The following is a 26,706-nucleotide window of genomic DNA, read 5'->3' as shown; positions in this document are numbered from 1 at the left end:
TGACACGCCCCGCCAGCGTATATCTTCTGTATACAAATATTATTTATACAATTTGGCCATGGCTATTGCCTCTTCGGCCATTTTTTTTGCCAGGTGGGCTGGCTGCAGCACTTTTACCTGGGCGCCATAGCTGAGCAAGGTCATGGTGAGCTCGGGGTTGATAACAACATTAAGGGATATACGACATTCCTGGTCATTATCCTCCACTACTTCCTGCGAAGCGTGTATAGGCTGTGATTTAACGTACTTGCCCTGTTTAGGGGCAAAGCTCAGCAAAACATGTTCGGGTTCCCCATCATGTACGGTAATGCCAACAGCATGCTTGAAATAGCTGGCATCATCGAAGTTCTTTTCATCAAAATGTTTCATGGTAGGCCAGAGCTTCACAATTCTGTCCAGCGCAAACGTAATAACAGCGCCGCCCCTGGTCTGCTGGCTTTTGCCGATCAGGTAAAAGCGGTGTTGATATTCTCGCAGGTGATAAGGTTCTACCCAGTGTTCCTTGGGCTCGTCGCGTTCAAAGCTCTGGTAGGCAATCCGGATGATTTCCAGGTTTTTTATGGCGTCTACAATCTCGGGGATATGTTCGGCGCCTTTGTATTGAGAGGCGCGGGCAAATTTAATCAGGCCTTTATGTTGCAGCGCTTCCCGGTTCATTTTCAGGCTGGCGGCTATTTTGAGAATAGCATCTTCAAATTGTTGTACTACCGGTAAACTGCGGAATTGTTCTAATATGCCAATAGCAATTTCCAACCCCTGCAGATCTGCTTCTTCAATAGGGGAATTACTGATGGAAAAACTTTCATCTGCGTACCGGTAGGTGCCGCTGCTACGGTCGTATACGATAGGCGCCATGTAGTTTAATTCCGGATCCTGTCGCATGTCCTGTAAATCCTTCTGTATGGTACGAACGGAGATGCCCGCTCCCATTTTATCAGATACATATTCAATCAGGTTGTCCAGGGTAGGTTTGGGTTTCTGTTTGCTGCGCAGTCGCTCATCGATCCAACGGTAGCGCGACACCGCATCTTTGTTCTTTGGCAATAGATAAAATTTAGATAATAAAAATAAGCAATTCCTGCTTTTGCAAATAAGGATAAAAAAAATATAGCGAAAAGATCACTACGCAAATTCCATGCGTGCAGCGCAGCTAGATTTGTATTGTTATCAAAACGGAATGGTTATGAATCAAGTAAATACAACTACAGCCATTACACAAATGCAGGCGATTTCAATTGGGCAAATCATCATGGATGATTCCAATTACCTGACGCTCTGGGGCCAGTTGCTGCAGGATGATGTGTGGTATCCCTGTGATTTTGTAACTACGTATGAAGTCATGAATACCATGCTGCGTTTCGGGCAGGATAAACACGATGCGGTACAAATGACCATTGTGAAAAAACTGGAAGATATGCGCCGTATCCCGGATATAATCGACCTGGAAGCGGAATTGGGAACCGCCGTAGTTTTTGACAACCTTATTTTTTATATGCGCCGTCCATGTCTGCAACAGGACGACAACTGGGAAGCCTATGCGGATGAAGAGTGCTATTATATAGAACGGGTAATACAAATGCCCATCGTGCCGGTACCGCCTACTTTACCACCCGCAGCCCGCCTGCAGGGAGAAGATAACGAGAAAATGGAGTATTGTATCCAATTACTTCATGATGCCTATAACCTATACCTTGGATTTATTGAGATTGAACTCGGGGATGAAGCTGCCAGAATGAAGGCCGGTCTGGAAAATGACTATAAGTTCAGCATGGCTTATTATGCCTGGCAGCTACATACCTCAAATACTTAACCCCTTGTTAGCCATATTTTTATCTATTGAATAACCCCTTTCAGCTGTTGTATGAACCCCTTTTCTATCCGTTGATTGAACCCTGTTAAACATTGTTTGTTAGCCCCAATTCCCCTCCCCATGAAAAAAAATCGGCAAAATTGAGAAAAAAATCCCTAGAAGTCTATAAATTTTGTAGGAAAAGGTTATTTTTGGTCAATAAAATCGCAGAACTATGAGTTTAAGACTGGGCGATGTTGCTCCAAACTTTAAGGCTAATACCACTTTAGGAGAGATAGATTTTTATGAATTCCTTGGTGATGGCTGGGGTATCTTATTTTCTCACCCGGCAGACTTTACTCCGGTATGTACTACCGAGCTTGGTAAAACTGCCCTTCTGAAAGATGAGTTCGCGAAACGTAATACTAAAGTACTGGCTGTCAGTGTAGATCCACTAGATAAACACCTGAGCTGGATAAATGATATCAACGAAACACAACAGTGTGACGTAACTTTCCCTATTATTGCAGATGAAAACAAGACAGTGGCAAATCTGTATGACATGATTCATCCAAATGCCTCTGAAACATTTACTGTTAGATCCTTGTTTATCATTGGACCGGACAAAAAAGTGAAACTGATCATCACTTACCCGGCCTCTACCGGCAGAAACTTCCATGAAGTACTGCGCGTGCTGGATTCTCTGCAGCTTACTGCTAAATACAGCGTAGCTACACCAGCCGACTGGAAAGATGGAGAAGATGTGATCGTTACCGCAGCGGTGCCCACGGCAGACATTCCTGCCCGTTTTCCGAAAGGCCATAAAATTATCAAGCCTTACCTGAGAACAACACCTCAGCCCAACAAATAATGAAGAAGTAGCCTGCAAAAGGCTTTACGTATAAAGATTTTTTAATGGTTGGTTTTTGATTTTTACGAAACGGGGATTTCTCCCCGTTTTTTTTTGCCCTTTTTCTCCCGCCTGGTAAACAAACCCCATATAGATAGGACTCCCCCGCAATTAGCATAAAAAAGATTAGGGAAAACAAAAACAGCTTCCTGCTTCCGTTTCCCCTAACCCTTAAAAAATCAAACAAAACAACATTCTTTATAACAGCCCTATTCAGCAGAGAGCTCCTCCCCAATAACAGGCTGTTTGCCCCGATGCTTCCGCAATTGCGTCAGCAAGGCACTCATATCTTTAGGCAGTGGCGCCTCTATGGTATATTCCTTTCCGTTTTGATCCTTAAACACCAGCATCGACGCATGCAGCGCTAGCCGGCTCAACAACGGACGCTCTTCTTCTGTATGCTTACCCAGTTTGAATTTCTTCTTGATGGTCGACAAAAGTATAGGCTGCGCGCTACCATAAAACTCGTCTACAGCAATAGGATGACCCAGGAATTTCATGTGCACCCTGATCTGATGCGTACGCCCGGTATGAATTTGCATCCTGACCAGGCTATACAAACCAAATTCTTCCAGCACTTCGTAGTCGGTAGAAGAAGGCTTACCCTTACGGTTGGTCACCATCTTTCCCTTCTGTACCGGGTGCTCCATAATGCCCTCGCTCACATTCCCCTGTTTAGTGGTCAGCTGACCGCTTACCAGGCCCAGGTAGAATTTTTTCACGTCCCTGCTTTCAAACAGCTGGGAGAAATATTTATGAGCAGCCTCATTACGGGCAAACAGGATGATGCCGCTGGTTTCGCGGTCCAGCCGGTGTACGGTGAATACCTCACCATACGCCTTCTTCATGATGGCAATTAATGAGCTTAACTCATTGTCATGACGATCAGGTAGCGTGAGCATGCCGGCAGGCTTGTTCACGATAACAAAATCAGGTGTTTCCAGTATAATATGATCTACTAATCGCATCAGGTTATTCGGCAGTTATTTTTTAAAATGTTTCAACAGGATGACTTCTTTCTCTGTGAGAAAGCGCCATTGACCCCGGTTCAACGTTTTTTTGGTCAGACCCGCATACATTACCCGATCCAATTTTTCAACGGTATATTCCAGGTGTTCAAAAATACGGCGTACGATACGGTTCTTACCACTGTGTATCTCAATACCCACCTGCTTTTTGTCTTTTGGATCCACATAACCCAGTGCATCTACTACAGCTACACCATCTTCCAGGGTTACGCCGTCAATAATTTTGTCAAAGTCGCCCTTGGTAAGGGGTTTATCCAGTTCTGCCTGGTAAATCTTTTTGATATTGTGTTTAGGATGCGCCAGTCGCTGCGCCAGTTCTCCGTCATTGGTGAGCAACAACAATCCGGACGTGTTACGGTCCAAACGGCCTACCGGGTACACCCTTTCATTTTCTGCGGCGTCCTGGATCAGGTCCATTACGGTTTTGCGGCCTTCGGGATCATCGGTAGTAGTGATATAACCTTTGGGTTTATTCAGCAGAATATAAATCAGGTTTTTGGTTGGGGTAATTTTTTTATCCTGCATCGTCACGTGATCGCTGCCGGTTACTTTGGTAGCAGGCTCGGTAACTACTTTACCATTCACCGTTACCTTACCTTCTTTAATCAGGTCTACCGCCTTTCTGCGGGAGCAAAGACCGCAGTGCGCCACAAATTTGTTCAATGGCATTTCGCCAGGCCCAAAGATGCTTTGCTTACTTTCGCTATCTTTCGCAGCAGGTTTTGTGGCAGACGTGTGGTCAGTATCCTTTACCTTGATGCGTTTTTTCCGGTCTTGTTTATCAGCAAAACGTTCATTGGTTTTATCAAAGAATTTTTTCCGGTTAAATCCGCTGGGAGTCTCTCTGTCAGCGGATTTGCCACCTTTTTTACTGTCGCCGTGAAAATGGAAAGCGCTGTCATCGTTCTTTTTGGTAACGCCGTAGGTACGTTTACGTAACGGTTTGTCTTCACCGCCGGTGCGTTTACCAAATGCAGGCTTGTCGTCGCGTTTGAAGCCGCCGCCGCGCTTATCCTCGCTTCTCTCACCAAAACTGCGTTTAGGCTTATCGTCATTTCTCTCACCAAAGCTGCGCTTAGGTTTATCTTCACTTCTTCCGCCAAAACTGCGTTTAGGTTTATCGTCGCCTCTCTCACCAAAGCTGCGCTTAGGTTTATCTTCACTTCTTTCGCCAAAGCTGCGTTTCGGTTTATCGTCCCCTGCGCCAAAGCCAGGCTTGCGGCCATCGGCAGAGAAACCTGGTTTACGGGCTGGACGCTCGTTATTATCGAAAGTACGTTTGCGGAATGCAGGCTTTTCATCCCCGGTTTTCCCCCCTTCAAAGCGGGAAGAACGGAAAGACGGTTTACCTTCTGTATGGCCGCTATCTTTTGCAGAGGCTCTTCCTGGCCTCTCGCCGTCAACGGAAAAGCGGTTGCGATTGCCTGCTGGTTTGTCGCTTTTACCCATCTTATTGTCCCTGGATGGACCAAACCCTTTTTTAGCAGGTTGTTTTTTCTTCATAAATTATCATTGATTGATGATCATGGATGCATGACCAATAAGAATATGCATGTAAATAGTTAGCCTTTGTTGGCCAGTTGTCCGCAGGCGGCATCAATATCTTTACCACGACTACGGCGCAGCCTTGCATTCACCTTGTTTTTAGCCAGGTATTCCATAAACTCTTCTGCTGTTTGGGCATCAGGCTTCTGGAAACGGGCCATACCAATAGGGTTGTATTCGATGATATTCACCAGGTCGGCTGGTACCTGCCGGTAAATTTTAATCAATTCATCGGCATCTTCTTTGGCATCGTTAAAATCCTTGAAGAGAATATATTCAAAGGATATTTCATTTTCAGTGGCCTTGTAGAAATAGTTCAACGCTGCAATCAACTCTTTAAGGTTGTTGGAATCGTTGATCGGCATGATTTCGCTGCGTTTTTTATCATTGGCCGCGTGTAAAGACAAAGCCAGGTTAAATCTTACTTTATCGTCTCCCAGCTGCCGGATCATTTTCGCTACACCGGCGGTGGACACCGTAATACGTTTAGGCGACATCCCCAGTCCATCCGGGGCGGTAATCCGCTCAATCGCCTGCAGTACGTTCTTATAGTTGAGCAAAGGTTCGCCCATGCCCATAAACACAATATTGCTCAGCTTTTTGCCATAAGAAGTCATGGCCTGTTCGTTGATGAGCGCTACTTCATCGTAGATTTCATCAAAGTCGAGGTTGCGCTTGCGGTCCATATAACCAGTAGCACAGAATTTACAACTCAGGCTACACCCTACCTGGGAGGACACACAGGCCGTTTGACGGCTGTCGGTAGGTATCAGTACACCTTCTACCAGGTGATTATCGTGCAGGCGAAAACGGCTCTTAATGGTGCCGTCATTACTCTGCTGCACGGCATCTACTTTTATAGCCGGAAGGGTGAAGTGTTCGGTGAGTTTTTGTCTTAGTTCTTTTGAGAGATTGGTCATCGCTTCGAAACTATCGGCATGGCGTAGCCAAAGCCACTCGTATACCTGTTTCGCGCGGAAAGGTTTTTCACCTATTGACCCGAAATATTCCTGTAAAGCCGGCAGGCTTAAATGCCGGATATTTTTATTGTCAGACTTCATTATTTGACCGTTGTTTGAGCAATTGGCTGCCTTCCGGCAGTCGAAAAGTAACGGCAAAGATACGTAATATTGGGATACTGACAGAATAGCACCTAAAAAGCAATGCCACAGCCGTTTCCAGCTGTGGCATTGCTGTAGTTATGTATAGCATTTATTTCATCCATATGGCCGCAAACCGGGAGGAATTGTCATACCCCTGTACCCGGTACAGCTGGTATCCCTGGGCGGTTAAGTCGGTGAATTTGGCCTGGTAATCGGCCGGGCTCATATTCATATAGGAATAATAAGCCTTGTTCCTTGGCCACCACAGGCCTCCAACGTTGTTTTGGCTGCCGTTTTCTTCCACATTGACGTTTACCGTCATCAATCCTGCTTTATTGAGCTCATTAAATTTTTTGGTGAAATCATTGGTATTCAGTCCATAATACATGTAAAATCCTCCGGGGTTGTTGCTGCCAAATACCCCGGCATGATAACGTTTACCGCCAGCATAGTATACCACATGTTCGGTAACCCGCATTTTTTGCTGGTCTACACAGCTTTTCCATTTGGCATTCCATACGTCATCGGTGGCATTATGTACCGCTACAAAGTTCTCGTTGCCGCGGAGTTTCCATATAACAGTAAATAAAGGATTGCCTCCGGCATCGTTTACCACGGAAATCTGGCGGGGAATAAAGCCTTTGGCGTAATACTCATCAAAGTATTGCTGATACTGGGTGGAATTCATATTGATACGGCAATACCACTGTGAGGGCAGGCCATATTGGAATGAGCCGGATGCGAGGTATTGATTACCGGCTTTGTGTACACTCAGTGTTTGCAAAGCCATCCCCATACCGGTATAGTAGCCCCAGTACTGGGTGATATGCTGCACCGGCACATTGTGAAAGGAAGGATAGAAAGGGGCGAAGAAACGGTTGAATGCCCCGGTAGCACCGATTTCATAACAGGAAGCGTTGCTGTTGTCGGAAGTGGAGTAAACACCGTAAGGATCTACTTCCATCCAGTCGGCCCCGGTACCCGGACTTTTAATCCACAGCATGAAATGCAGGTGGTTATTGGCGGTATAGGGATTAGTAGGCGTACCATCCTGGTTAAGTCCCCATCCGGCGCCACCAAAGCCCGTATTGCCCGACCAGGCAATTTGCTGCCCTGCATATACTTTGTCGCCGGCTTTTACCTTCAGCTTTTGGTCATTGGTGCCCCAAAGCAGCTGGGACGGATTGGGCAGGTTCGCGAATTTCTTATACTTGGTATCCCGCGCATCCAGGTTGCTGGGATCGCTGACAGGAATCATTTTTGCATTGGCCACGTCATGGTCAAACCCGCCACGGAGGTGGAAGTAGCCAGTGCGGTAGGTAGTGCCATCCTGGGCAATATGTTCTATGATCACCACGTTACCAAAAAAGGAATCCCACATGGCGGTAACTACCTTACCCGCAGCACTGGCATATACGCCAAAAGTAGGATCTATACCGGGGCCATATGCGTCAGATGTTTTGGAGAAGTCTACCGAACCATGGCCACTGCCATTGTCATATTTCCAGGCGCCCCCGGGATATACTTTGCTGTTAGTAAAGGGAAGGAAGAAAGGTACTTTGGGAGTAAGGCTTTCCGCATAGGTCCGTGCATCGTTTTCATTGCTGAAAATAGCCGCGGGAGAGGCGTATAGCTGATTTTTATTAGCCGCTTCATCTTGGATGTTATAGCTGCAACAGCCAATGGTAACAGTAGGAGTGGTACAGAAGGCCGGTGTATTCAGCTTTTTCACTGTAATAGGACCATTGTCGATGCCAATAAAAGCAGTTTTGCTATTGGCTACCATGTTCCATTTCGGAGCGGGCGCCAGGCGTTGCACATGCACGTTGCGGCCTGGTGTTACCGGGTGTTGCCTGGACGGTTCTATTCCTTCCTTAACAGGAGCCACAGGTTTATTAGGTCTGTAAAGTAATTCCGAGAGATTGGCGTCATTTTCTCCGACGGGTTGCTGTGCATGGGTGATCAGGGGGAAGAGGCCTGTCAGGCACAATAGGATACGTAAGTGCTTCATTTGTGGGGCTTTTAACGATGAATAAATAATCGGGGGCAAAACTACGGTTCTGCAAAAGTTGGCCAAACGGTATTTACTAAAAGGCGGAAATAAGGTTATAACTGGCGGTGTTTGGCGGGTAGCCTGCAGGTGAAGAGGCGGTTTAACGGGGATGCTTTATATTGCAGTTAAACCAAAACAATCACATGCAAGTTGCTTACATAGTAGATGCGGTACGTACTCCCATAGGCCGCTATGGTGGCGCACTGAGCACCATCCGCCCGGATGATCTGCTGGCGCATCTGATCAAAGCGTTAATGAAAAGAAATAGTTCCCTGGATCCGGCTGTTATAGAAGATGTGATTGCCGGCGCCGCCAACCAGGCGGGGGAAGATAACAGGAATGTGGCGCGGATGGCGGCACTGCTGGCAGGGCTACCTGTTACCGTAGCCGGTAATACCGTAAATCGTTTATGCGCCTCCGGTATGCAGGCCATTATGGACGCTGCCAGGGCAGTGATGTGCGGGGAAGGCGATGTATACCTGGCCGGCGGTGTGGAAAGCATGACCCGTGCCCCCTTTGTGGTGGCTAAGTCAGATACTGCCTTCGGCCGCAAAGCAGAAATGTATGATACCACGATTGGCTGGCGTTTCACGAACCCCAGGCTGGCCGACATGTACCATCCCTATGCGATGGGGGAAACAGCCGAAAATGTGGCTAACCAATGGAAGATAGGAAGAGAAGAGCAGGATATTTTTGCATTGCGTAGCCAAACCCTTTACCGGCAGGCATTAGAAGCCGGCAAATGGCAGGACGAAATTATACCCGTAGAAATCGTCCAGGGGAAAGACGAGAAAATGCTCTTTTCGGAAGATGAACATCCGCGGGCTACTACCCTGGAAAAGCTGGCTGCATTACGCCCCGCTTTTGCTAAAAATGGATCCGTTACCGCAGGTAATTCCTCCGGTATCAACGATGGTGCAGCTGCAGTACTTATTGTGTCGGAAAAGGCATTGAAACAATTTAACCTCCAGCCACTGGCACAAATCAAAAGTATGGCGGTAGCGGGTGTAGATCCCGCCATTATGGGCATTGGCCCTGTACCGGCCTCCAATAAGGCATTGCAGCGTGCCGGCCTCACGGTGGATCAATTGCACCTGGTAGAACTCAATGAAGCCTTTGCCGCGCAATCCCTGGCTTGTGTACGTGACCTGGGATTAAATCCCGAACTGGTGAATGTAAATGGGGGCGCCATTGCTATCGGGCATCCATTGGGTTGTAGCGGCGTACGTATTACAACTACTTTGTTGCATGAAATGAAACGCCGACCCGAAGCTAAATTTGGCTTGGCTAGTATGTGCGTGGGTGTTGGTCAGGGAGCAGCAGTCATCTTCGAAAAAATATAAGTGTAGGATTACCCTAAAATAGCGAGCGGTCGGACATTACATCCGGCCGCTCGTTGCTGGCAAGCAAAAAAAAAGGGTTCATCATAGACAGATTTGTTTCTCCGTCATCATTTTCCGGAGATTGATCAGACCATAACGCATCCGACCCAATGCTGTATTGATACTCACTTGCGTGAGATCTGCTATTTCTTTAAAACTTAATTCTGCGTAGTGACGCAGGATAATTACTTCCCGTTGTTCTTCCGGCAGCATATCCAACATCCTGCGAACACGATCGTGACTCTGACGGGTAATCAGCTTGTCTTCCGCGCAGCTGTCGCTGAAACCTAATACATCAAAGATATCTTTGTCATCGCCGGTTCTGATCATTGGCGTACGCTTGATCTTCCGGAAATGATCTACACAAAGGTTGTGCGCAATACGCATCGCCCAGGGAAGAAATTTTCCCTTCTCTGTATAACGTTCAGCCCTAATCGTATCAATGATTTTAATAAAGGTATCCTGGAAGATATCTTCTGCGAGGAAAGAATCTTTTACCAGTAGTAGGATGGAAGTGAACACCTTGTCTTTGTGACGGTGCACCAATTCTTCTAATGCGGAAGAATGTCCCTTTTTAAAGAGAGTAATCAACTGCTCATCGCACAATTTGTACATTACTTGCATAAACTTCTACAACTAGGCAGGTTAGTAAATAAATTACAGACTTCACAGCCAGTTTGGTTGTTTTAATTAAGTAGAGTTTATGCGATAATGAGTAGTTTTTAGTTAAAGATCGATGCCTGAAATGCCAGCGAGATAGACCTGGTCTTATGCAAATATAACAGAATAGTTCAATAAAACAAATAATATTATAGTAGGCTTCGGAAGGCTAAAATAAAGGCTTTGAGCGGATTCGAAACACCACTCAAAAGCTAACTATTGAACTAACATCTTTTCCCTTAAATTTGTTCTGTCATGGCAACAAAAGTAAAGAAAGAAACAAGCACAATTGATCCTCAGGAAGTTAGCCCGCAGGACCATATTTTCATAAAAGGAGCCAGGGTACACAATCTCAAGAATGTAAGCGTATCCATCCCCCGTAGCAAACTCGTTGTGGTAACTGGTGTGTCCGGTTCAGGGAAATCCTCCCTGACCATGGATACCCTCTATGCCGAAGGCCAGCGCCGGTACGCGGAAAGCTTAAGCTCCTATGCCCGTCAATTCCTGATGCGTATGAACAAGCCGGATGTCGACTATATCAAGGGGATTTGCCCGGCCATCGCTATCGAACAAAAAGTAATTACCCGTACCCCCCGTTCCACGGTGGGATCTATGACGGAAATTTATGATTACCTCCGGCTCCTGTTTGGAAGAGTGGGTAAAACCTATTCCCCCATCTCCGGAAAACTGGTAAAAAAACATGAGGTAAGTGACGTGGTAGACTTTATCACGAAACTAAAACATGGCAGTAAGGTATTGCTGCTGGTGCCTTTCCGTCGCCACGCGAAAAGAGAGGCGAAGGAGGAACTGGGCATCCTGCAGCAAAAAGGCTTTTCCCGTTTATACGTACCCGGCGCCGAAGGCAATGGCCTGCTACGCATAGAGGAGCTACTGGAACAAAAAAAGATTACCGTACCCGCCGATGCCTGGGTATTAATAGATCGCCTGGTAGTAAAGGATTTTGAAGAAGATGATAAACACCGTATAGCCGATAGCGTGCAAACGGCGTTTTACGAAAGTGAGGGTGATTGCTACGTGGAAGTGGATGGAAAAGAAATCCAGCACTTCGCCAACCGCTTCGAGCTGGATGGTATCACCTTTGAAGAACCGGTACCCAACCTGTTTTCCTTCAATAACCCCTACGGCGCCTGCCCTACCTGTGAAGGATTCGGACAGGTACTCGGACTCGATGCCGACCTGGTGATACCCGATAAGCGACTGAGCGTTTTTGAAGGCGCCATCGCGCCCTGGCGGGGTGAGAAAATGGGTGAGTATAAAGACGCGCTCATTAAAGTGGCCCGTAAATTCAATTTCCCGGTACATAAGCCTATCGCCGAATTAACGGATGAACAGGTGAAATTGCTCTGGACCGGCAACGAACACTTCTATGGGCTGAACGAATTCTTTAAAATGGTAGAGCAAAACCTGTATAAGGTCCAATACCGTGTACTGCAAGCCCGTTACCGCGGTCGTACGATATGCCCCGAATGCGGAGGCGGACGTTTACGCAAGGAAGCGCTCTATATCAAAGTAGGCAACCGGAATATCGCGGAGCTGGTGGACCTGCCCGTATCAGACCTGAAAAAATGGTTCGACGAACTCGATCTCAACGAATATGATCAACAGGTAGCTAAACGTATTCTCATTGAAATAAATCATCGTATCAAAACCTTACTGGATGTAGGTCTCGGATACCTTACGCTCAACAGGGTAGCCAATACGCTGAGTGGTGGCGAAAGTCAGCGTATCCAGCTGACGCGGACCCTGGGCAGCAACCTTACCAATTCCATGTACATACTGGATGAACCCAGCATCGGCTTGCATGCACGCGATACACACCGCCTGATTTCCGTACTCAAAGAGCTGCGCGATCTTGGCAATACCGTGGTGGTAGTAGAACACGACGAACAGATGATGGAAGAAGCTGACTACATCATCGATATGGGCCCACTGGCCAGCCACCTGGGAGGGGAAGTCATTTTCGCCGGTACCTATCTTCAAATACTGAAAGATGGTAAAAGCCTTACCGGTAAATATCTCAGTGGACAATTCACCATCGATCCGCCAGCCAAGGTACGCAAGTGGAAAAAAGCCATTACCGTGGAAGGCGCCCGGCAGCACAACCTGAAAAATATTACAGTTGATTTTCCATTGCAGGTACTCACCGTCATCAGCGGTGTGAGCGGCTCCGGAAAAACTACCCTCGTAAAACAGATCCTCTACCCCGCACTGATGAAGCTAAAGGGCGAGTTTGCAGAAAGGGTGGGTAACCACAAGGCCCTCAAAGGCGCTATGGATGATATTACACAGGTGGAAATGATTGACCAGAACCCCATTGGTAAGTCATCGCGCTCCAATCCGGTAACCTACATCAAAGCCTACGATGAAATCAGGGACCTGTATTCCAGGCAACAGCTGAGCAAGATGCGCGGTTTCCAGCCCAAGCATTTTTCTTTCAACGTAGATGGCGGCCGTTGTGATGCCTGCAAGGGAGAAGGAGAGGTGATTGTAGAAATGCAGTTCCTGGCAGATGTACACCTTACGTGTGAAAGCTGTGGTGGTAAAAGGTTTAAAGACGAAGTACTGGAAGTTACCTATAAAGGGAAGAATATCTACGAAGTATTGGAAATGGGGGTAGATGAAGCGCTGAACTTCTTCAAGGATGAAAAAGAAGTATGTAATAAAATACGTCCCTTGAGCAGTGTAGGATTAGGGTATGTGAAACTCGGACAAAGCAGCGATACCCTCAGTGGTGGAGAGGCGCAACGTGTAAAACTGGCATCTTTCCTTGGAAAAGGGAAAGCCCAGGGACATATCCTCTTTATCTTCGATGAGCCTACTACCGGTCTGCATTTCCACGATATCAGGAAGCTGCTGGACTCCTTTAATGCATTGATAGATCAAGGCCATTCCGTACTGGTGATCGAACATAACCTCGACGTGATCAGGAGCGCTGATTGGGTGATCGATTTAGGCCCTGAAGGTGGCGCCGGTGGTGGTAACCTGCTATACGCGGGTGTTCCAGACGGATTAAAGAAAGTAGGGGAAAGCTATACAGGGAAGTTCCTGTAACAAGGGCATCAAAATAAAGTTAGAAAGGTGTATCGGTCATGATACACCTTTTTTATTGACAGAGCGGTCAGTGATGCTAACGGTTGCCCAATAAAAAAGGGCCGCACCCGGAAGGTGGCAGCCCTGAAAATTTTTTACAGGCAAATACCTGGTTATCTGAGTCGGTCGAGTGATTTGATCAGCTTCTCATCTTTATAAATGCCTCTTACCGCCAGGAACAGTAAAATGATGATCACAATGGGCAAAAACGAGGCGATCTGGTAAGACGCGGATGTAATGGCTACACCACCCGTACTTAATTTATTAGCCGTTTGCTGCACCACATAGTATTGATAGGCCAGGGCGCCAAAAGCAAAAAGAATGTTAAATATTGTGAGCCGGAACTGTAATTTACGCTTCTTAAAGAGGAAGATAGTAACTGCGCTCAGCAGTATAATCACCACATACAATACAAACAGGAGATAATTGCTGGAAGCGTTTACGTACACCGGGTTAGGGTTGTTGGTCAGGGTAGCTTTCCACAGGTTAAAAGATAAGGCAGCAGCGCCGGCGGCGGCAGCCAATAGCAGATAGAGACTCTGGATGCGTTGTATCATGATATTTGTGAATGTTTAACGCTGTAAAAGTAAGTAATTTTAATGGTTAGTATCGTTAATAATAGGCAGGTATCCCACTATTGTGTTGGATGCGCTATTTGAATACTTCGTATATTGCACGCCCAATAACAATCTTATATTTATATGGCAAAGAAACTGAATAAGCAGGATGCGTTAGACTATCATGCAATGGGCAGGCCGGGTAAAATTGAAGTCATACCTACAAAAGACACTAAATCACAATGGGATCTGTCGCTTGCATACTCTCCCGGAGTAGCAGAACCCTGTAAAGAAATTTACAACGACGTAGAAAACGTTTATAAATATACCGCGAAAGGAAACCTGGTGGGCGTTATCAGCAATGGTACCGCTGTACTGGGATTAGGAGATATAGGTCCTGAAGCTGGCAAACCGGTGATGGAAGGGAAAGCCGTATTATTTAAAATATTTGCCGATATAGATGTATTTGATATAGAGCTGGACGCTAAAGATCCCGATACCTTCGTAGCGGCTGTAAAAGCCCTGGAGCCCACCTTTGGCGGTATTAACCTGGAAGATATCAAAAGCCCGGAATGTTTCGAAATTGAAGACAGGCTGAGAAAAGAGTTGAAAATTCCGATTATGCACGATGATCAGCACGGTACGGCCATCATTTCTTCCGCCGCCTTGCTGAATGCACTGGAACTGGTTAAAAAGAAGATAGAGAAGGTGAAAATCGTGGTAAACGGCGCCGGCGCCGCTGCCATGGCCTGTGTAAAACTGTATGTAGCCCTGGGCGCCAAACCGGAAAATTTCATCATGTTTGATAAAGACGGTGTGTTGAACAAAGACCGCCAGGACTTATCCGACAGGCATAAGCAATTTGTTACCAGCACCAAAATAACTACGCTGGCAGAAGCCATGAAAGGAGCAGATGTGTTCCTGGGATTATCAGTAGGCAATGTAGTTTCTACCGACATGATCAAGAGCATGGCTAAGAACCCCATCGTGTTTGCCATGGCTAATCCTGACCCGGAAATAGCTTACGAAACCGCTATCGCAGCACGCCCCGACATCATTATGGCTACCGGCCGTTCTGATTATCCCAACCAGGTAAACAACGTATTGGGCTTCCCATATATCTTCCGTGGCGCCCTCGATGTGAGAGCCACCCAGATTAATGAAGCCATGAAACTGGCAGCTGTACGGGCTTTGGCTGAAATGGCCAAATCGCCGGTGCCGGATATCGTTAACCTGGCCTATAACGAAAGAAATATTTTCTTCGGACCTAAATACATTATTCCCAAACCGCTGGACCCACGTTTATTAAGTACCGTAGCACCTGCAGTAGCTAAGGCCGCTATGGAAAGTGGTGTGGCCCACCGGCCTATCACCGACTGGGAAGCTTACAAAAATGAGCTGAACCATCGGCTGGGACTGGATAACCAACTGTTTCGCGTAATTGGAACTAAAGCGCGCCGTGATCCAAGGAAGGTGGTATTTGCGGAAGCAGATAACCTGAAGGTGCTGAAAGCCGCCCAGGTAGTGAACGATGAAGGTATTGCCCACCCAATTTTGCTGGGTAATGAAACCCGTATCCGTGAGCTGATGCTGGAAAATGCCATCGACATTGAAAATGTGGTGATCATTGATCCGAAGAGTGAAGAAATGAAGGAAATGCGTCATCGTTTCGGCGACCTCTTCTTCAAGAAGCGCCAGCGCAAAGGACTTAACCAGTACGAAGCCCGTAAAATTATGCGTGAGCGTAACTATTTCGGCTGTATGATGGTGGAAACCGGCGAGGCAGATGCACTGATTTCCGGTCTTACCCGCAAATACCCGGATACTATCCGTCCTGCGCTGCAGGTAATCGGTATGGAAGATGGCGCCAAGCGCGTAGCAGGTATGTACATTATTCAAACCAAACGTGGACCATTGTTCCTGGCCGATACTACCGTAAATTTCAATCCTACTGCAGAAGAACTGGCAGATATTACCATGATGGTGGCCAAGGAAGTGAAACACTTCAATATCACGCCCCGCATTGCGATGCTGTCTTATTCCAATTTTGGCAGCAGCCAGACACCGGAGGCGCAAACCATGAGCAAGGCGCGCGAAATCGTAAAACAACGCGATCCGTCCCTCATTGTAGATGGTGAAATACAGGCCGCAATGGCCTTTAACAAGGAAATTCTGAAAGATAATTATCCATTTACGGAACTGTTGGGTGAAGAAGTAAATACCCTCATCTTCCCTAACCTGGCAGCTGGTAATATTGCATATAACCTCTTACAGGAAGTAGCGGGGTTTGACGCCATTGGCCCCATCCTGCTGGGCATGAAAAAGCCGGTGCATATCCTGCAATTGGGTAGTACCGTGCGCCAGATCGTAAACATGGTGAACATCGCCGTGGTAGATGCACAGGAGAAGTGCTGCCGTCAGGCCAGGGAAGAGGGAAAAGGAAAGAAAGAGAAAAAGAAAAAGTAAGCGATAAAACATAGTAAAAAGCTATTGTGGAGATGACCGAAGCGATTTTTAATATTCGCTATCCTCATTCTCTGCAATAGCTTTTTGCTTTCCGCTTTTTCCTATATTTAACCATGCAAACTATTTCCCGTAAGAAAATATTTTTCCCAATTAACTCGGCCTTTCGCAATTACCTCAAATTGTATGAGCGGGAGTTGAAATTGCCTATATCCTACGAGGAACTACGGTATTATGATCAGTCTATTTCCGTGTATGATAAGGAAGGAAAAGACACGCTTTGGGAAACCGTTTTCTATCCCCAGAGTATGGTTGGATCCATTCATGCAGGGTTAAAGCGGATATATTCCATTTTGAAGGCAGGTGGGGATCAAACCGCAGAGGAACACCTGCATATAGAGCGGATCGATTACTGTACTTTCGGAAATTCTCATCCTTTCCGCATTAAAATCGTCAATAACTACAATGAAGTATACGACTATTTTTATATTAAGATAGCCGATGCTTCCCGTATTTATGGCCTGGAACTGGAGCATATCCTATCTCCCTACTGGATGAATTTCCTGATAGATGGTAATACCCTGGTGGAAGAACATATTGCGGGGGTGCCGGGTGATCAGTTTATTTTACATTACCTGAACAGACCTGAGTTTAACCCGAAACGTATAGCCAAAGAGTTTGTGAAATTCAATGAACGCTGCTTTGTACGATTATTGGGAGATATGCGCTCCTATAACTTCGTGTTCGATATCACGCCTGATTTTGATGATGTGCAGTTCAGGATACGGGCTATCGACTTTGACCAGCAGTTTTACGAAGGCCGGCGTACGCTCTACATGCCACAGTATTTTAAAGAAAACAGGGTATTTGTAGATCTGGCGATTAAGCACCTGAATGCGGAAGTGGTAAAGCAGTATCAACAGGAGGAGCGCGCCGTAATTGCCCGCCGTATCAAAGCTCATCGTCACCGGATCAAAGACCTGCGCGATGTGATCATGACCGACCGGGTATCTTTCCCGGAAAAAATACAGCAGTTGGGGAATGAGTTAGCCGAATATTATCATGATGCCGTTTTCTCGCGTTGCAAAACCATGGGCGAAATAATAGAACGCAGTTTAAAGCGTTTGCTGGTAAGCAGCTTACGGTAAGCCCGGTATTAAATCTTAAATTAAGACATGTTTGAAAAAATCCTTCCTATCTTTGATCAGTTATGGAGTTCAAATTCTTCTATCATTTCGGAAATTTCCTGCTAATGTTAAAGGGCATGTTTTCCCGCCCGGAAAACATGAAGATGTACTGGAAACAATTTATGCAGCAATGCGTGGATATCGGCGTAGGGTCGTTTGGGATAGTCTTTATTATCTCCCTGTTCATGGGTGGCGTAACGACGCTGCAAACAGCCTATCAGCTTGTAAGCCCTATCATACCCAAGAGTACCATAGCACAGGTGGTGCGTGATACCATTATCCTGGAGTTTGCTCCTACCTTGACCAGTATTGTACTGGCCGGTGTGGTAGGTTCTAAAATAGCATCAGAACTGGGTAATATGCGGATATCCGAGCAAATTGACGCCCTGGAAATTATGGGTATCAATACCAAAGGATACCTGATTGCCCCTAAAATCCTGGCCGCTGTACTTATGATACCGGTCCTCGTAGCCATTGCGGGTTTCCTGGGTATCTGGGGTGGTAAGGAAGCCGGGGAACTGTCTGGAGTGCTGTCCGGCGAAGAATTTATGCAGGGATTACGACAGGAATTTAAAGCATATAACGTTTTTTTTGCGATGGCTAAATCCTACACTTTCGGATTTATTATTGCCAGCGTATCTGCCTACTATGGCTATAATGTTACCGGTGGCGCATTGGAAATCGGTAAAGCCAGCACCACGGCCGTAGTGGTAAGTTGTGTGTTGGTATTATTCATGGACTACGCATTAACGGCTATATTACTGTAATCATGATTGAACTGAAAGACATAAGAAAGAGCTTTGGGGATAAGGAAATATTGAAAGGTGTGTCTACAACAATGGAGCCCGGTAAGGTAAACCTGATCATTGGCGCCAGTGGTAGTGGCAAAACTGTACTGATGAAATGCATTGTAGGACTGATGGGCGTAGACGGGGGGAAGGTACTGTATGATAACCAGGACTTTACCAGTATGGACGATAAAGAGAAAAAAGGCATCCGTCAGGAAATAGGCATGTTGTTCCAGGGATCTGCCTTATTTGACAGTATGACGGTGGAGCAAAATGTAATGTTTCCCCTGGAAATGTTTGGTACCGGTACCCACAAAGAAAAGAAAGCCCGTGTAGACGAATGCCTGGAAAGGGTACAGCTTAAAGAAGCTGCAAAAAAATATCCCGCTGAAATTAGCGGTGGTATGAAGAAAAGGGTAGGTATTGCCCGCGCCATTGTGCTGAATCCAAAGTATCTTTTCTGCGATGAGCCTAACTCCGGTCTGGATCCGCAAACCTCCCTGCTCATCGATAAACTGATTACCGAGCTTACTAAAGAATATAATATCACTACGGTGATCAATACCCATGATATGAATACGGTGATGGAAAGTGGTGACCACATTGTATATATGTACCAGGGACAGAAGCAATGGGAGGGTAGTAACAAAGACATCGTATTCAGCAAGGATCAGAAATTAAACGACTTTATTTTCGCGTCTGAGTTCCTCCGGGAGGCCAAAGAAATGCGGCAGCTGGAAATGTTCAAGGATGGAAAGTGGCGGGATCAGCTGAAAAAGGAACAGGACGGGAAATAAAAAACAGCATATTATACATTAATATAAATGTATATACGGATAAATAACCGTCAAATTATTTCCCCGGGCGATTGGTAGCTTTATCTTAAAGGCGATAAATTGCAGAATTATGGAAATCGGCTTATTTTTGCCGTCCAGAAGAATCAGATATATAATATTAAACCAATAAAACAAGCGCGATGAGTGTTTTAGTTAATAAGGATAGTAAAGTGATTGTTCAGGGATTTACCGGTACTGAAGGTACATTCCATGCTACACAGATGATTGAATATGGTACCCAGGTAGTGGGGGGTGTTACCCCTGGTAAAGGTGGTACTACACACCTGGAGCGCCCGGTATTCAACACAGTAGCGGATGCAGTAAAAGCAACAGGTGCAGATGTTTCCATCATTTTTGTACCGCCAGCTTTCGCAGCAGATGCAATCATGGAAGCTACCGAAGCTGGTATTGCCCTGGTGGTATGTATCACCGAAGGTATTCCTGTTCAGGATATGATCAAAGCGAAGAATTTCCTGCAGGGTACCACTACCCGCCTCATCGGGCCTAACTGCCCTGGTGTTATCACCGCAGAAGAAGCTAAAGTAGGTATCATGCCTGGCTTTATCTTCAAAAAAGGTAACATCGGTATTGTTTCCAAATCCGGTACCCTCACTTACGAAGCTGCTGACCAGGTAGTAAAAGCTGGTTTAGGCGTTTCTACCGCTATCGGTATTGGAGGCGATCCTATCATCGGTACACCTACCAAAGATGCCGTAGAATTGCTGATGAATGATCCTGAAACAGAAGGTATCATCATGATCGGTGAAATTGGTGGTAGCATGGAAGCGGATGCCGCTAAGTGGATCAAAGAATTTGGTACTAAGCCGGTTGTAGGTTTCATCGCTGGTCAAACCGCGCCTCCGGGACGCCGTATGGGCCACGCCGGTGCTATCATTGGTGGTGCAGACGATACCGCTGCCGCTAAAATGAAAATTATGGCGGAATGCGGCGTACACGTAGTGGAAAGCCCTGCCAACATCGGTAAAACCATGGCAGAAGTACTGAGCAAGAAAGCAGCCCTGGCATAACTATCTGCCGGTAAAATATATAAAGGTGAAAAGTGAGGCGGTATCATCCCATCACTTTTCACCTTTTTTTATCCCCATTTATGGAAACCTTACTGAAACCCGCATCTCTTTAAAAAGTATCTTACTTCATGTAAATAACGGTTTTATGCGTTTATTCATCGGAATATTCATTGTTTTAATCTTTAGCAGCATTCAGATAATGGCCCAGTTTAATTATGATAACTCCTGGAAAAAAATAGTCACCCTCGAGGAAAAGGGATTACCGAAATCGGCACTGGAAGTGGCAAACGATATTTATGCCCATGCTGTAAAAGACAAGGCAACGGTACAGGAGATCAAGGCATTGATCTACCAAATGAAATACAATACCCAGATCAAAGACAGCAGCACCCTGGAAAACATGCAGCGCATCAATAACCGGATAGCTACTGCCTCCGGCGCTCAAAAAGCGATCCTGCAAAGCATCAAGGCAGAAATGCTGCTCCGGTATTTTCAGTATCACCGCTACCAGTTGTATAATCGCACCGCTATCGCCGGTGATGAAGGCGCCGATATCACCACCTGGGGCATGGAAAAACTGCATCGGGAAATTACCGCCGCTTACGAGGCTTCTTTGTCTGATAAATCGTTATTAGAAAAGACTGCGCTCCGTGAGTTTGATCCTATTATCATACCAGGCAACACCCGTGCATTACGACCTGCGCTATACGATTTGCTGGCTCATCGCGCCCTGGAGTATTTTAAATCCGGCGAGTCAACTATCACCAATCCGGTTAACCAGTTTGAGCTAACGGACGCCGCAGCTTTTGCCCCGGCAGCCATCTTTGCCACCCATCGCTTTACTACTACGGATACCGCCTCTTTGCAATATCATGCCCTGTTGATCCTGCAAGAGCTCATTCGCCTGCATGCCGGAGATAAAGCTGCTCTGCTGGATATTGACGTGGAGAGAATTACCTATATGAACCAGGTAGCCGTGATAGATAACAAGGACGGTCTTTACCTGCAGGCCCTGGACCAGATGGCCCAGGCGTATACCGGCCAGCCGGAAGTAACAGCCGTCCTGCAACTACAGGCCGCTCATTACCTGCAGGAAGGCCTACAGGAAGAAGCGCCCAAGGCAACTGCCATCAAAAAAGCGAAAGAAATTTGTGAGAAAGCCGTACAACTGGCGCCTCAATCGGCCGGTGGCGTAGCCTGTGCCCAGATGCTGGACCAGGTGAACGAAAAATCGCTCGAACTAACCACGGAAGCAGTGAATGTGCCAGCATTGCCTTTTAGAACCTTGGTTAAATACAAGAACATCGATAAGATCTACCTCCGCATGGTGAAGGTGGATGAAGCATTCCTTAAACAGCTACGTAAAGCACAGCAGAATTACCGGAACGATGAAAATGCTTACTGGAAACTGGCGCTGGCCCGGCCGGCCCTGAAGTCATGGGAACAAGCCCTGCCCAATCCCAACGACTACCTCTTACATAAGGCGGAGATTAAAATTGATGCATTACCAGCAGGACATTATATGCTGCTGTCTAGCGTAGATCCTGCATTTGCGCTGAACAATAACCCCATGGCCATGCAGCTGACCTGGGTGTCGAACATTAGCTATATCAGCGGCAACAGCGAATACTATGCGCTGGACCGTACTAGCGGTAAGGCTTTACCAGGAGTAACGGTAGATATATACAAAGGCAACTACCGCGATGACCAGGACAACTGGACATTATTGCAAAGCCTGGTGACCGACAAAAATGGGAATGTAAAAATTAAATATGCTAATAACGGCCAACAGATCCGTACCCACTGGAAAAACGGTGCAGATGAACTGTATATAGATGAGTACAAGTATTTCTATAATAACACTTACAACAGTAATAATGAAGGCGTTTATCACTATCTCTTTGCCGACCGGGGGATTTACCGCCCGGGTCAAACTGTTTATTTTAAAGGGATTGTTATAAAGCAACATGCAAAAGAGGTGCAAAGCCAGCTTCAAACAGGCTACCAGTCTACAATCTATTTATATGATGCCAACGGTACCAAAGTAGACTCCCTGAAATTGACCACCAACGAATATGGTACTTACTCCGGGAAGTTTGTTTTACCCGAAGGCCGCATGAATGGTATTTTCTCCCTGAAAGAGGCCAAGGGTAAAGGAAACCTGGCTATCCGGGTGGAAGAATACAAACGACCTAAGTTTTATGTAGCATTTGATTCCGTGAAAGAAAGCTATCGTTTAGGCGATACCGTTACCGCCACCGCCAAAGCGCTGGCGTATGCAGGGAACAACATCGACGGGGCAAAAGTAAAATACCGTGTAGAACGCCAGGTGCGTTATCCCTACCTATGGATGTTTTACTGGAAACCTATTCCTTATTATGCTTCCCGTGAAATTGCACACGGCGAAACCACTACGGATGCCAATGGCGCATTTACCGTAAAATTCCCGGCGCTGAGTGATAAAACAGTAGATCCGGCCAACAAGCCTATTTTTAGCTACTACGTATATGCGGATGTAACGGATCTGAATGGTGAAACCCGTAGTGCCGGACAATCTGTAAGTGTGGGTTACCAATCCATGGAAATAGAGTTGCGTGCCGCAGAGCGCATGCAGCAAAAAGAATTGGCCGATATCAGGATTATTTCAAAAAACCTGAATGGTGGCTTTGAACCGGCTACACTCCAGGTACAATTGAAACCACTTACGCCCAACAAGCGCCTGATACGCCGCCGCTATTGGGAAAAACCAGACCAGTTTGTAATGGACGAAGCGGCCTATATCAACGCTTTTCCGGTAGATATTTATAAAAATGAAGATGAAACCGCGGCGTGGCCCCGTTTGTCGCCTGTTATACAGGAAACCATGAAAAGCAACCCAGACGGTCATCTAGCACTCAACACCCAAAAGTTGAAACCTGGTTTCTACGAGCTGGAAGTAAGCACTATAGATAAAAACAATGACACGGTAATGCAGAAAACCACCTTTGAGTTGGTAGACCCAAATACCAAAGCACTGCCGGCGCCTGCCTATCTCTGGACTTATCAGCCTGAAACCACTGTAGAACCGGGCAATACCGCCAGTATCCTATTCGGTACCAGCGCAGGCCCGCTGAATATATTACAATCCACTCAAACCGTGGAGGATGGCGATGTGCATACTAACCTGGATCTTGCAGGGGTAAAAAAACTAGAGTATCCTATCACAGAAAAGGAAAGAGGCGGTAAACAGATCAATTATATTTTTGTAAAAGATAACCGCATATTTGCCACCGAAGCGGGAATTGCGGTTCCCTGGAGTAATAAGGACCTGCAAGTGAAACTGGGCACTCACCGCGATAAGTTGTTACCCGGCGAAAAAGAAAAGTGGACCGCGCAAATTTCCGGCAATAAAGGTGAGAAAGTAGCCGCAGAAATGCTGGCCGCTATGTACGATGCTTCGCTGGATGCCTTTGCTCACAGCGCCTGGTCTATACCAGGTATTTATCCATATGCTTCCAGGCCTTCGGCTTTCAACGGCAGCGAAAACTTTAAAATGGAAGTATCTACTGGACTGTATATCCGTCCGGATAAATCTTATCCATCCGAGTCAAAAGAGTATGATGAGCTGAACCTGTTTGACTGGAGCATGACCGATGGAGGCGGTTGGATGGGAGCCGGTCCCGGTGGAAGTATCCGCAGAAAGGCGATGGCCGGAAGAGTTCCTGGTATAGTATTAGCCGAAGATGCTAAAATGATGGCTCCGGCGCCAGCATCCGCTCCTGCCATAGGCCTTGCTAAAAATGCCCAATTGAATGAGGTAGTGGAAGTAGGCTATGGCACTAAGAAAAAACAAGACACCGCCGAGGCCCCGGCAGGTGAAGCGCCTGTTGCCTCCATTCGCAAAAACTTCCAGGAAACGGCCTTTTTCTTCCCGGATCTTCATACCGACAAAGACGGGAACATTTCTTTCGAGTTCACCGTGCCGGAAGCCCTTACCAAATGGAACTTCCAGGCACTGGCACATACCAAAGAACTGGCATTCGGTATGACAAGCGCCAGTATCGTTACGCAGAAAATACTGATGGTACAGCCCAATGCACCCCGCTTTGTGCGCGAAGGTGATAAAATAACCTTTACCGCTAAAGTAAGCAACCTGTCGGATACCCTGCAGATAGGCCAGGCCCACCTGGAATTGCTGGATGCCGGTACCATGCAGCCGGTTGACGGATGGTTCCAGAACATCTTCCCGATGCAACATTTCACAGCTAAGCCGGGACAAAGCACCGTAGTAAGTTTTCCTTTACAGATCCCTCATGGTTTCCAAAGTGCACTGGTATATCGTGTAACTGCACAAGCAGGTAATTTCAGCGATGGAGAAGAAAATGCCCTGCCGGTGCTCACTAACCGGATGCTGGTAACAGAGGCGATGCCTTTACCAGTAAGAGGAGATGGAAAACATGATTTTACTTTTGAAAAGCTGTTGCATAGCGATGCTTCCCAAACACTGGTGCAGCACGGGGTTACAGTAGAATATACCAGCAATCCTGCCTGGTACGCCGTACAGGCATTGCCCTACCTGATGGAGTTTCCATATGAATGCGCGGAGCAGGTGTTTAACCGCTATTACGCCAATGCACTTGCCACATATATTACAGGTGCTACGCCAGGTTTAAAAACGGTGTTTGAAAAATGGAAAACTACCGACACCGCAGCGTTACAGAGCAATCTGCAAAAGAATGAAGAACTGAAAGCAGTATTGCTGCAACAAACACCCTGGGTGTTGGAAGCAAAGAACGAAGCGCAACAGAAGAAAAATATCGCCTTGCTGTTTGATCTACAACGCATGAAACAGGAAAGCAGGTCCTCCCTGGATAAACTGGCTGCCAAACAATTACCCAGCGGCGCTTTCCCCTGGTTTACCGGCATGTGGGAAGATAGATTTATTACACAGTATATAGTGGCAGGTATTGGCCACCTGCAACAACTGGCAGCTGTAAAAGATCCAATAACCGCGGATATGGCCAATAAAGCCATTGACTACCTGGATAAATTATTAGATAAAGATTACTATGAGCTCATCAAAAGGAAAGCAGATCTGAAAACACCACAGATCAACTATCTGCAAATCCACTATCTGTATGCCCGTAGCTTCTTTGATAAGCCCGTGCCAGCGGCGATGAAAAAGTCTTTCGACTTCTTTTACGCCCAGGAAAAAATGGTGTGGACAAAGCAGGAACGCTATGCACAAGGCATGATAGCCCTGACCCAGTTCAGGAAAGGGGATAAGGTAACGCCGGCGGCTATATTAAAATCGCTGAAAGAAAATGCGATAACCAGCCCGGAAATGGGTATGTATTGGAAAGATGTGGTAGCTGGTTATGGCTGGCAGCAGGCGCCTATTGAAACACAGGCATTGCTGATAGAAGCATTTCAGCTGATAGGCAAAGATGAGAAAGCTGTAGCCGATATGAAAACCTGGTTGTTGAAAAACAAGCAAACCAACAACTGGTCTACCACCAAAGCTACCGCCGATGCCTGCTATGCCATGCTTCTACAGGGTAGTAACTGGCTGGCAGCCAACCCACAGGTTACGCTGCAACTGGGCAAACAAACCATACAACCTGCGGCCACTGAAGCAGGCACAGGGTACTTCAAGGAAAAGATTGATGGTAAGGAGGTAAAGCCTGATATGGGACACATCAGTGTAACTGTGCAAGACAGCAAGGGACAACCTTCCTGGGGAGCTGTATACTGGCAGTATTTTGAAGAGCTGGATAAGATTACCACGGCTAAAACACCTTTGGTGCTGGAAAAAGAACTGTACAAAGAAGTGAACAGCGACAAAGGCCCGGTACTCACCGGGATTGCAGATGGCAACGAACTGAAAGTGGGAGATAAGGTGAAAGTACGTATTGTACTGCGTGCTGACAGGACTATGGAATACATTCACCTGAAAGATATGCGGGCAGCTTGTTTCGAGCCAACCAACGTAATCAGTACCAGTAAATGGCAGAATGGTATGAGTTATTATGAAAGTACCAAAGATGCATCTACTGATTTCTTCTTCAGCTATTTGCCCAAAGGTACGTATGTGTTTGAGTACGCCTTATTTGTAACACATGAGGGCCGGTATTCCAACGGTATCAGTGAGGCGCAATGCATGTATGCACCTGAGTTTACGGCGCATAGTGAAGGATTGAATGTGAAGGTGACAGAATAAAGTCAACATAAAATACAGAAAGGGGATTTTGCGGTTTTCCGTAAAATCCCCTTTTTATATCTTCGCA

Annotated in this window: 17 protein-coding genes; 10 read left to right on the top strand and 7 right to left on the bottom strand. The window is 46.5% G+C overall.

Features of this window, described 5'->3' with window-relative positions:
- Positions 1–39 precede the first annotated feature (39 nt).
- Entirely contained in the window at positions 40–1,044 is a 1,005-nt protein-coding gene (locus tag FHW36_RS00760; protein ID WP_145660713.1) for a helix-turn-helix transcriptional regulator, read from the bottom strand.
- Positions 1,045–1,183: 139 nt separating this feature from the next.
- On the opposite strand from FHW36_RS00760, the gene FHW36_RS00755 reads away from it, so the two are divergent.
- Together FHW36_RS00755 and FHW36_RS00750 are read left to right on the top strand one after the other, a co-directional pair.
- Positions 1,184–1,810: a hypothetical protein gene (locus tag FHW36_RS00755; RefSeq protein WP_145660709.1), complete on the top strand. Its 627-nt coding sequence runs from the start codon at positions 1,184–1,186 to the stop codon at positions 1,808–1,810.
- A 214-nt stretch (positions 1,811–2,024) separates the two neighbouring features.
- A complete protein-coding gene (locus FHW36_RS00750) occupies positions 2,025–2,660 on the top strand; it encodes a peroxiredoxin (RefSeq protein ID WP_145660707.1) in 636 nt (211 codons plus the stop codon).
- Positions 2,661–2,908: 248 nt separating this feature from the next.
- Here the strand turns inward: FHW36_RS00750 and FHW36_RS00745 are convergent, their stop codons facing one another.
- The 4 genes from FHW36_RS00745 to FHW36_RS00730 form a co-directional block, all read right to left on the bottom strand.
- Positions 2,909–3,667, bottom strand: coding sequence for an RluA family pseudouridine synthase (locus FHW36_RS00745; RefSeq protein WP_145660705.1), 759 nt, complete (start codon positions 3,665–3,667; stop codon positions 2,909–2,911).
- A gap of 15 nt (positions 3,668–3,682) precedes the next feature.
- Positions 3,683–5,230 carry a pseudouridine synthase gene (locus FHW36_RS30800; RefSeq protein WP_145660702.1) on the bottom strand — a complete coding sequence of 516 codons (1,548 nt, stop codon included), beginning with the start codon at positions 5,228–5,230 and terminating at the stop codon, positions 3,683–3,685.
- Positions 5,231–5,289: 59 nt separating this feature from the next.
- A complete protein-coding gene (rlmN, locus tag FHW36_RS00735; RefSeq protein WP_145660699.1) occupies positions 5,290–6,333 on the bottom strand; it encodes a 23S rRNA (adenine(2503)-C(2))-methyltransferase RlmN in 1,044 nt (347 codons plus the stop codon).
- Positions 6,334–6,484: 151 nt separating this feature from the next.
- Complete coding sequence (locus FHW36_RS00730; protein WP_145660696.1) at positions 6,485–8,386, bottom strand: peptidoglycan DD-metalloendopeptidase family protein; 1,902 nt, start codon at positions 8,384–8,386, stop codon at positions 6,485–6,487.
- 185 nt (positions 8,387–8,571) lie between these two features.
- Between FHW36_RS00730 and FHW36_RS00725 the strand changes: the two genes are divergently transcribed.
- Positions 8,572–9,771 (top strand): thiolase family protein, encoded by a 1,200-nt coding sequence (locus tag FHW36_RS00725; protein ID WP_145660693.1) that lies wholly within the window; start codon positions 8,572–8,574, stop codon positions 9,769–9,771.
- An 81-nt stretch (positions 9,772–9,852) separates the two neighbouring features.
- Here FHW36_RS00725 and FHW36_RS00720 read toward each other — a convergent pair whose 3' ends face one another.
- Entirely contained in the window at positions 9,853–10,434 is a 582-nt protein-coding gene (locus FHW36_RS00720; protein ID WP_246121028.1) for an RNA polymerase sigma factor, read from the bottom strand.
- A gap of 291 nt (positions 10,435–10,725) precedes the next feature.
- On the opposite strand from FHW36_RS00720, the gene uvrA reads away from it, so the two are divergent.
- Positions 10,726–13,542, top strand: coding sequence for an excinuclease ABC subunit UvrA (gene uvrA / locus FHW36_RS00715; protein ID WP_145660688.1), 2,817 nt, complete (start codon positions 10,726–10,728; stop codon positions 13,540–13,542).
- Positions 13,543–13,694: 152 nt separating this feature from the next.
- On the opposite strand, the gene FHW36_RS00710 is transcribed toward uvrA, so the two are convergent.
- Positions 13,695–14,138, bottom strand: a complete 444-nt coding sequence (locus FHW36_RS00710) for a DUF4293 domain-containing protein (protein ID WP_145660680.1) — start codon at positions 14,136–14,138, stop codon at positions 13,695–13,697.
- Between the two features lie 144 nt (positions 14,139–14,282).
- Here FHW36_RS00710 and FHW36_RS31135 point away from each other — a divergent pair, with 144 nt between their 5' ends.
- The 6 genes from FHW36_RS31135 to FHW36_RS00680 all read left to right on the top strand — a co-directional run bounded on the left by FHW36_RS31135 (position 14,283) and on the right by FHW36_RS00680 (position 26,639).
- The gene (locus FHW36_RS31135) at positions 14,283–16,604 is read left to right on the top strand and encodes an NADP-dependent malic enzyme (RefSeq protein ID WP_145660671.1); all 2,322 of its coding nucleotides are present in this window, start codon (positions 14,283–14,285) and stop codon (positions 16,602–16,604) included.
- A 113-nt stretch (positions 16,605–16,717) separates the two neighbouring features.
- Entirely contained in the window at positions 16,718–17,749 is a 1,032-nt protein-coding gene (locus FHW36_RS00700) for a hypothetical protein (RefSeq protein WP_145660666.1), read from the top strand.
- 62 nt (positions 17,750–17,811) lie between these two features.
- On the top strand, positions 17,812–18,555 hold the full coding sequence (locus tag FHW36_RS00695; protein WP_145660663.1) for an MlaE family ABC transporter permease: 744 nt from the start codon (positions 17,812–17,814) through the stop codon (positions 18,553–18,555).
- A 2-nt stretch (positions 18,556–18,557) separates the two neighbouring features.
- A complete protein-coding gene (locus FHW36_RS00690; protein WP_145660660.1) occupies positions 18,558–19,373 on the top strand; it encodes an ABC transporter ATP-binding protein in 816 nt (271 codons plus the stop codon).
- Positions 19,374–19,552: 179 nt separating this feature from the next.
- Positions 19,553–20,440: a succinate--CoA ligase subunit alpha gene (sucD, locus tag FHW36_RS00685; protein ID WP_145660657.1), complete on the top strand. Its 888-nt coding sequence runs from the start codon at positions 19,553–19,555 to the stop codon at positions 20,438–20,440.
- Positions 20,441–20,585: 145 nt separating this feature from the next.
- Positions 20,586–26,639, top strand: a complete 6,054-nt coding sequence (locus tag FHW36_RS00680) for an alpha-2-macroglobulin family protein (protein WP_145660654.1) — start codon at positions 20,586–20,588, stop codon at positions 26,637–26,639.
- Positions 26,640–26,706 lie beyond the last annotated feature (67 nt).

It is taken from the genome of Chitinophaga polysaccharea, from assembly GCF_007829335.1.
In the GTDB taxonomy this organism is placed as follows: Bacteria; Bacteroidota; Bacteroidia; order Chitinophagales; family Chitinophagaceae; genus Chitinophaga; species Chitinophaga polysaccharea_B.
Note: the sequence above shows the minus strand (reverse complement) of the source record. Positions and strands in the feature narration are given on the sequence as shown.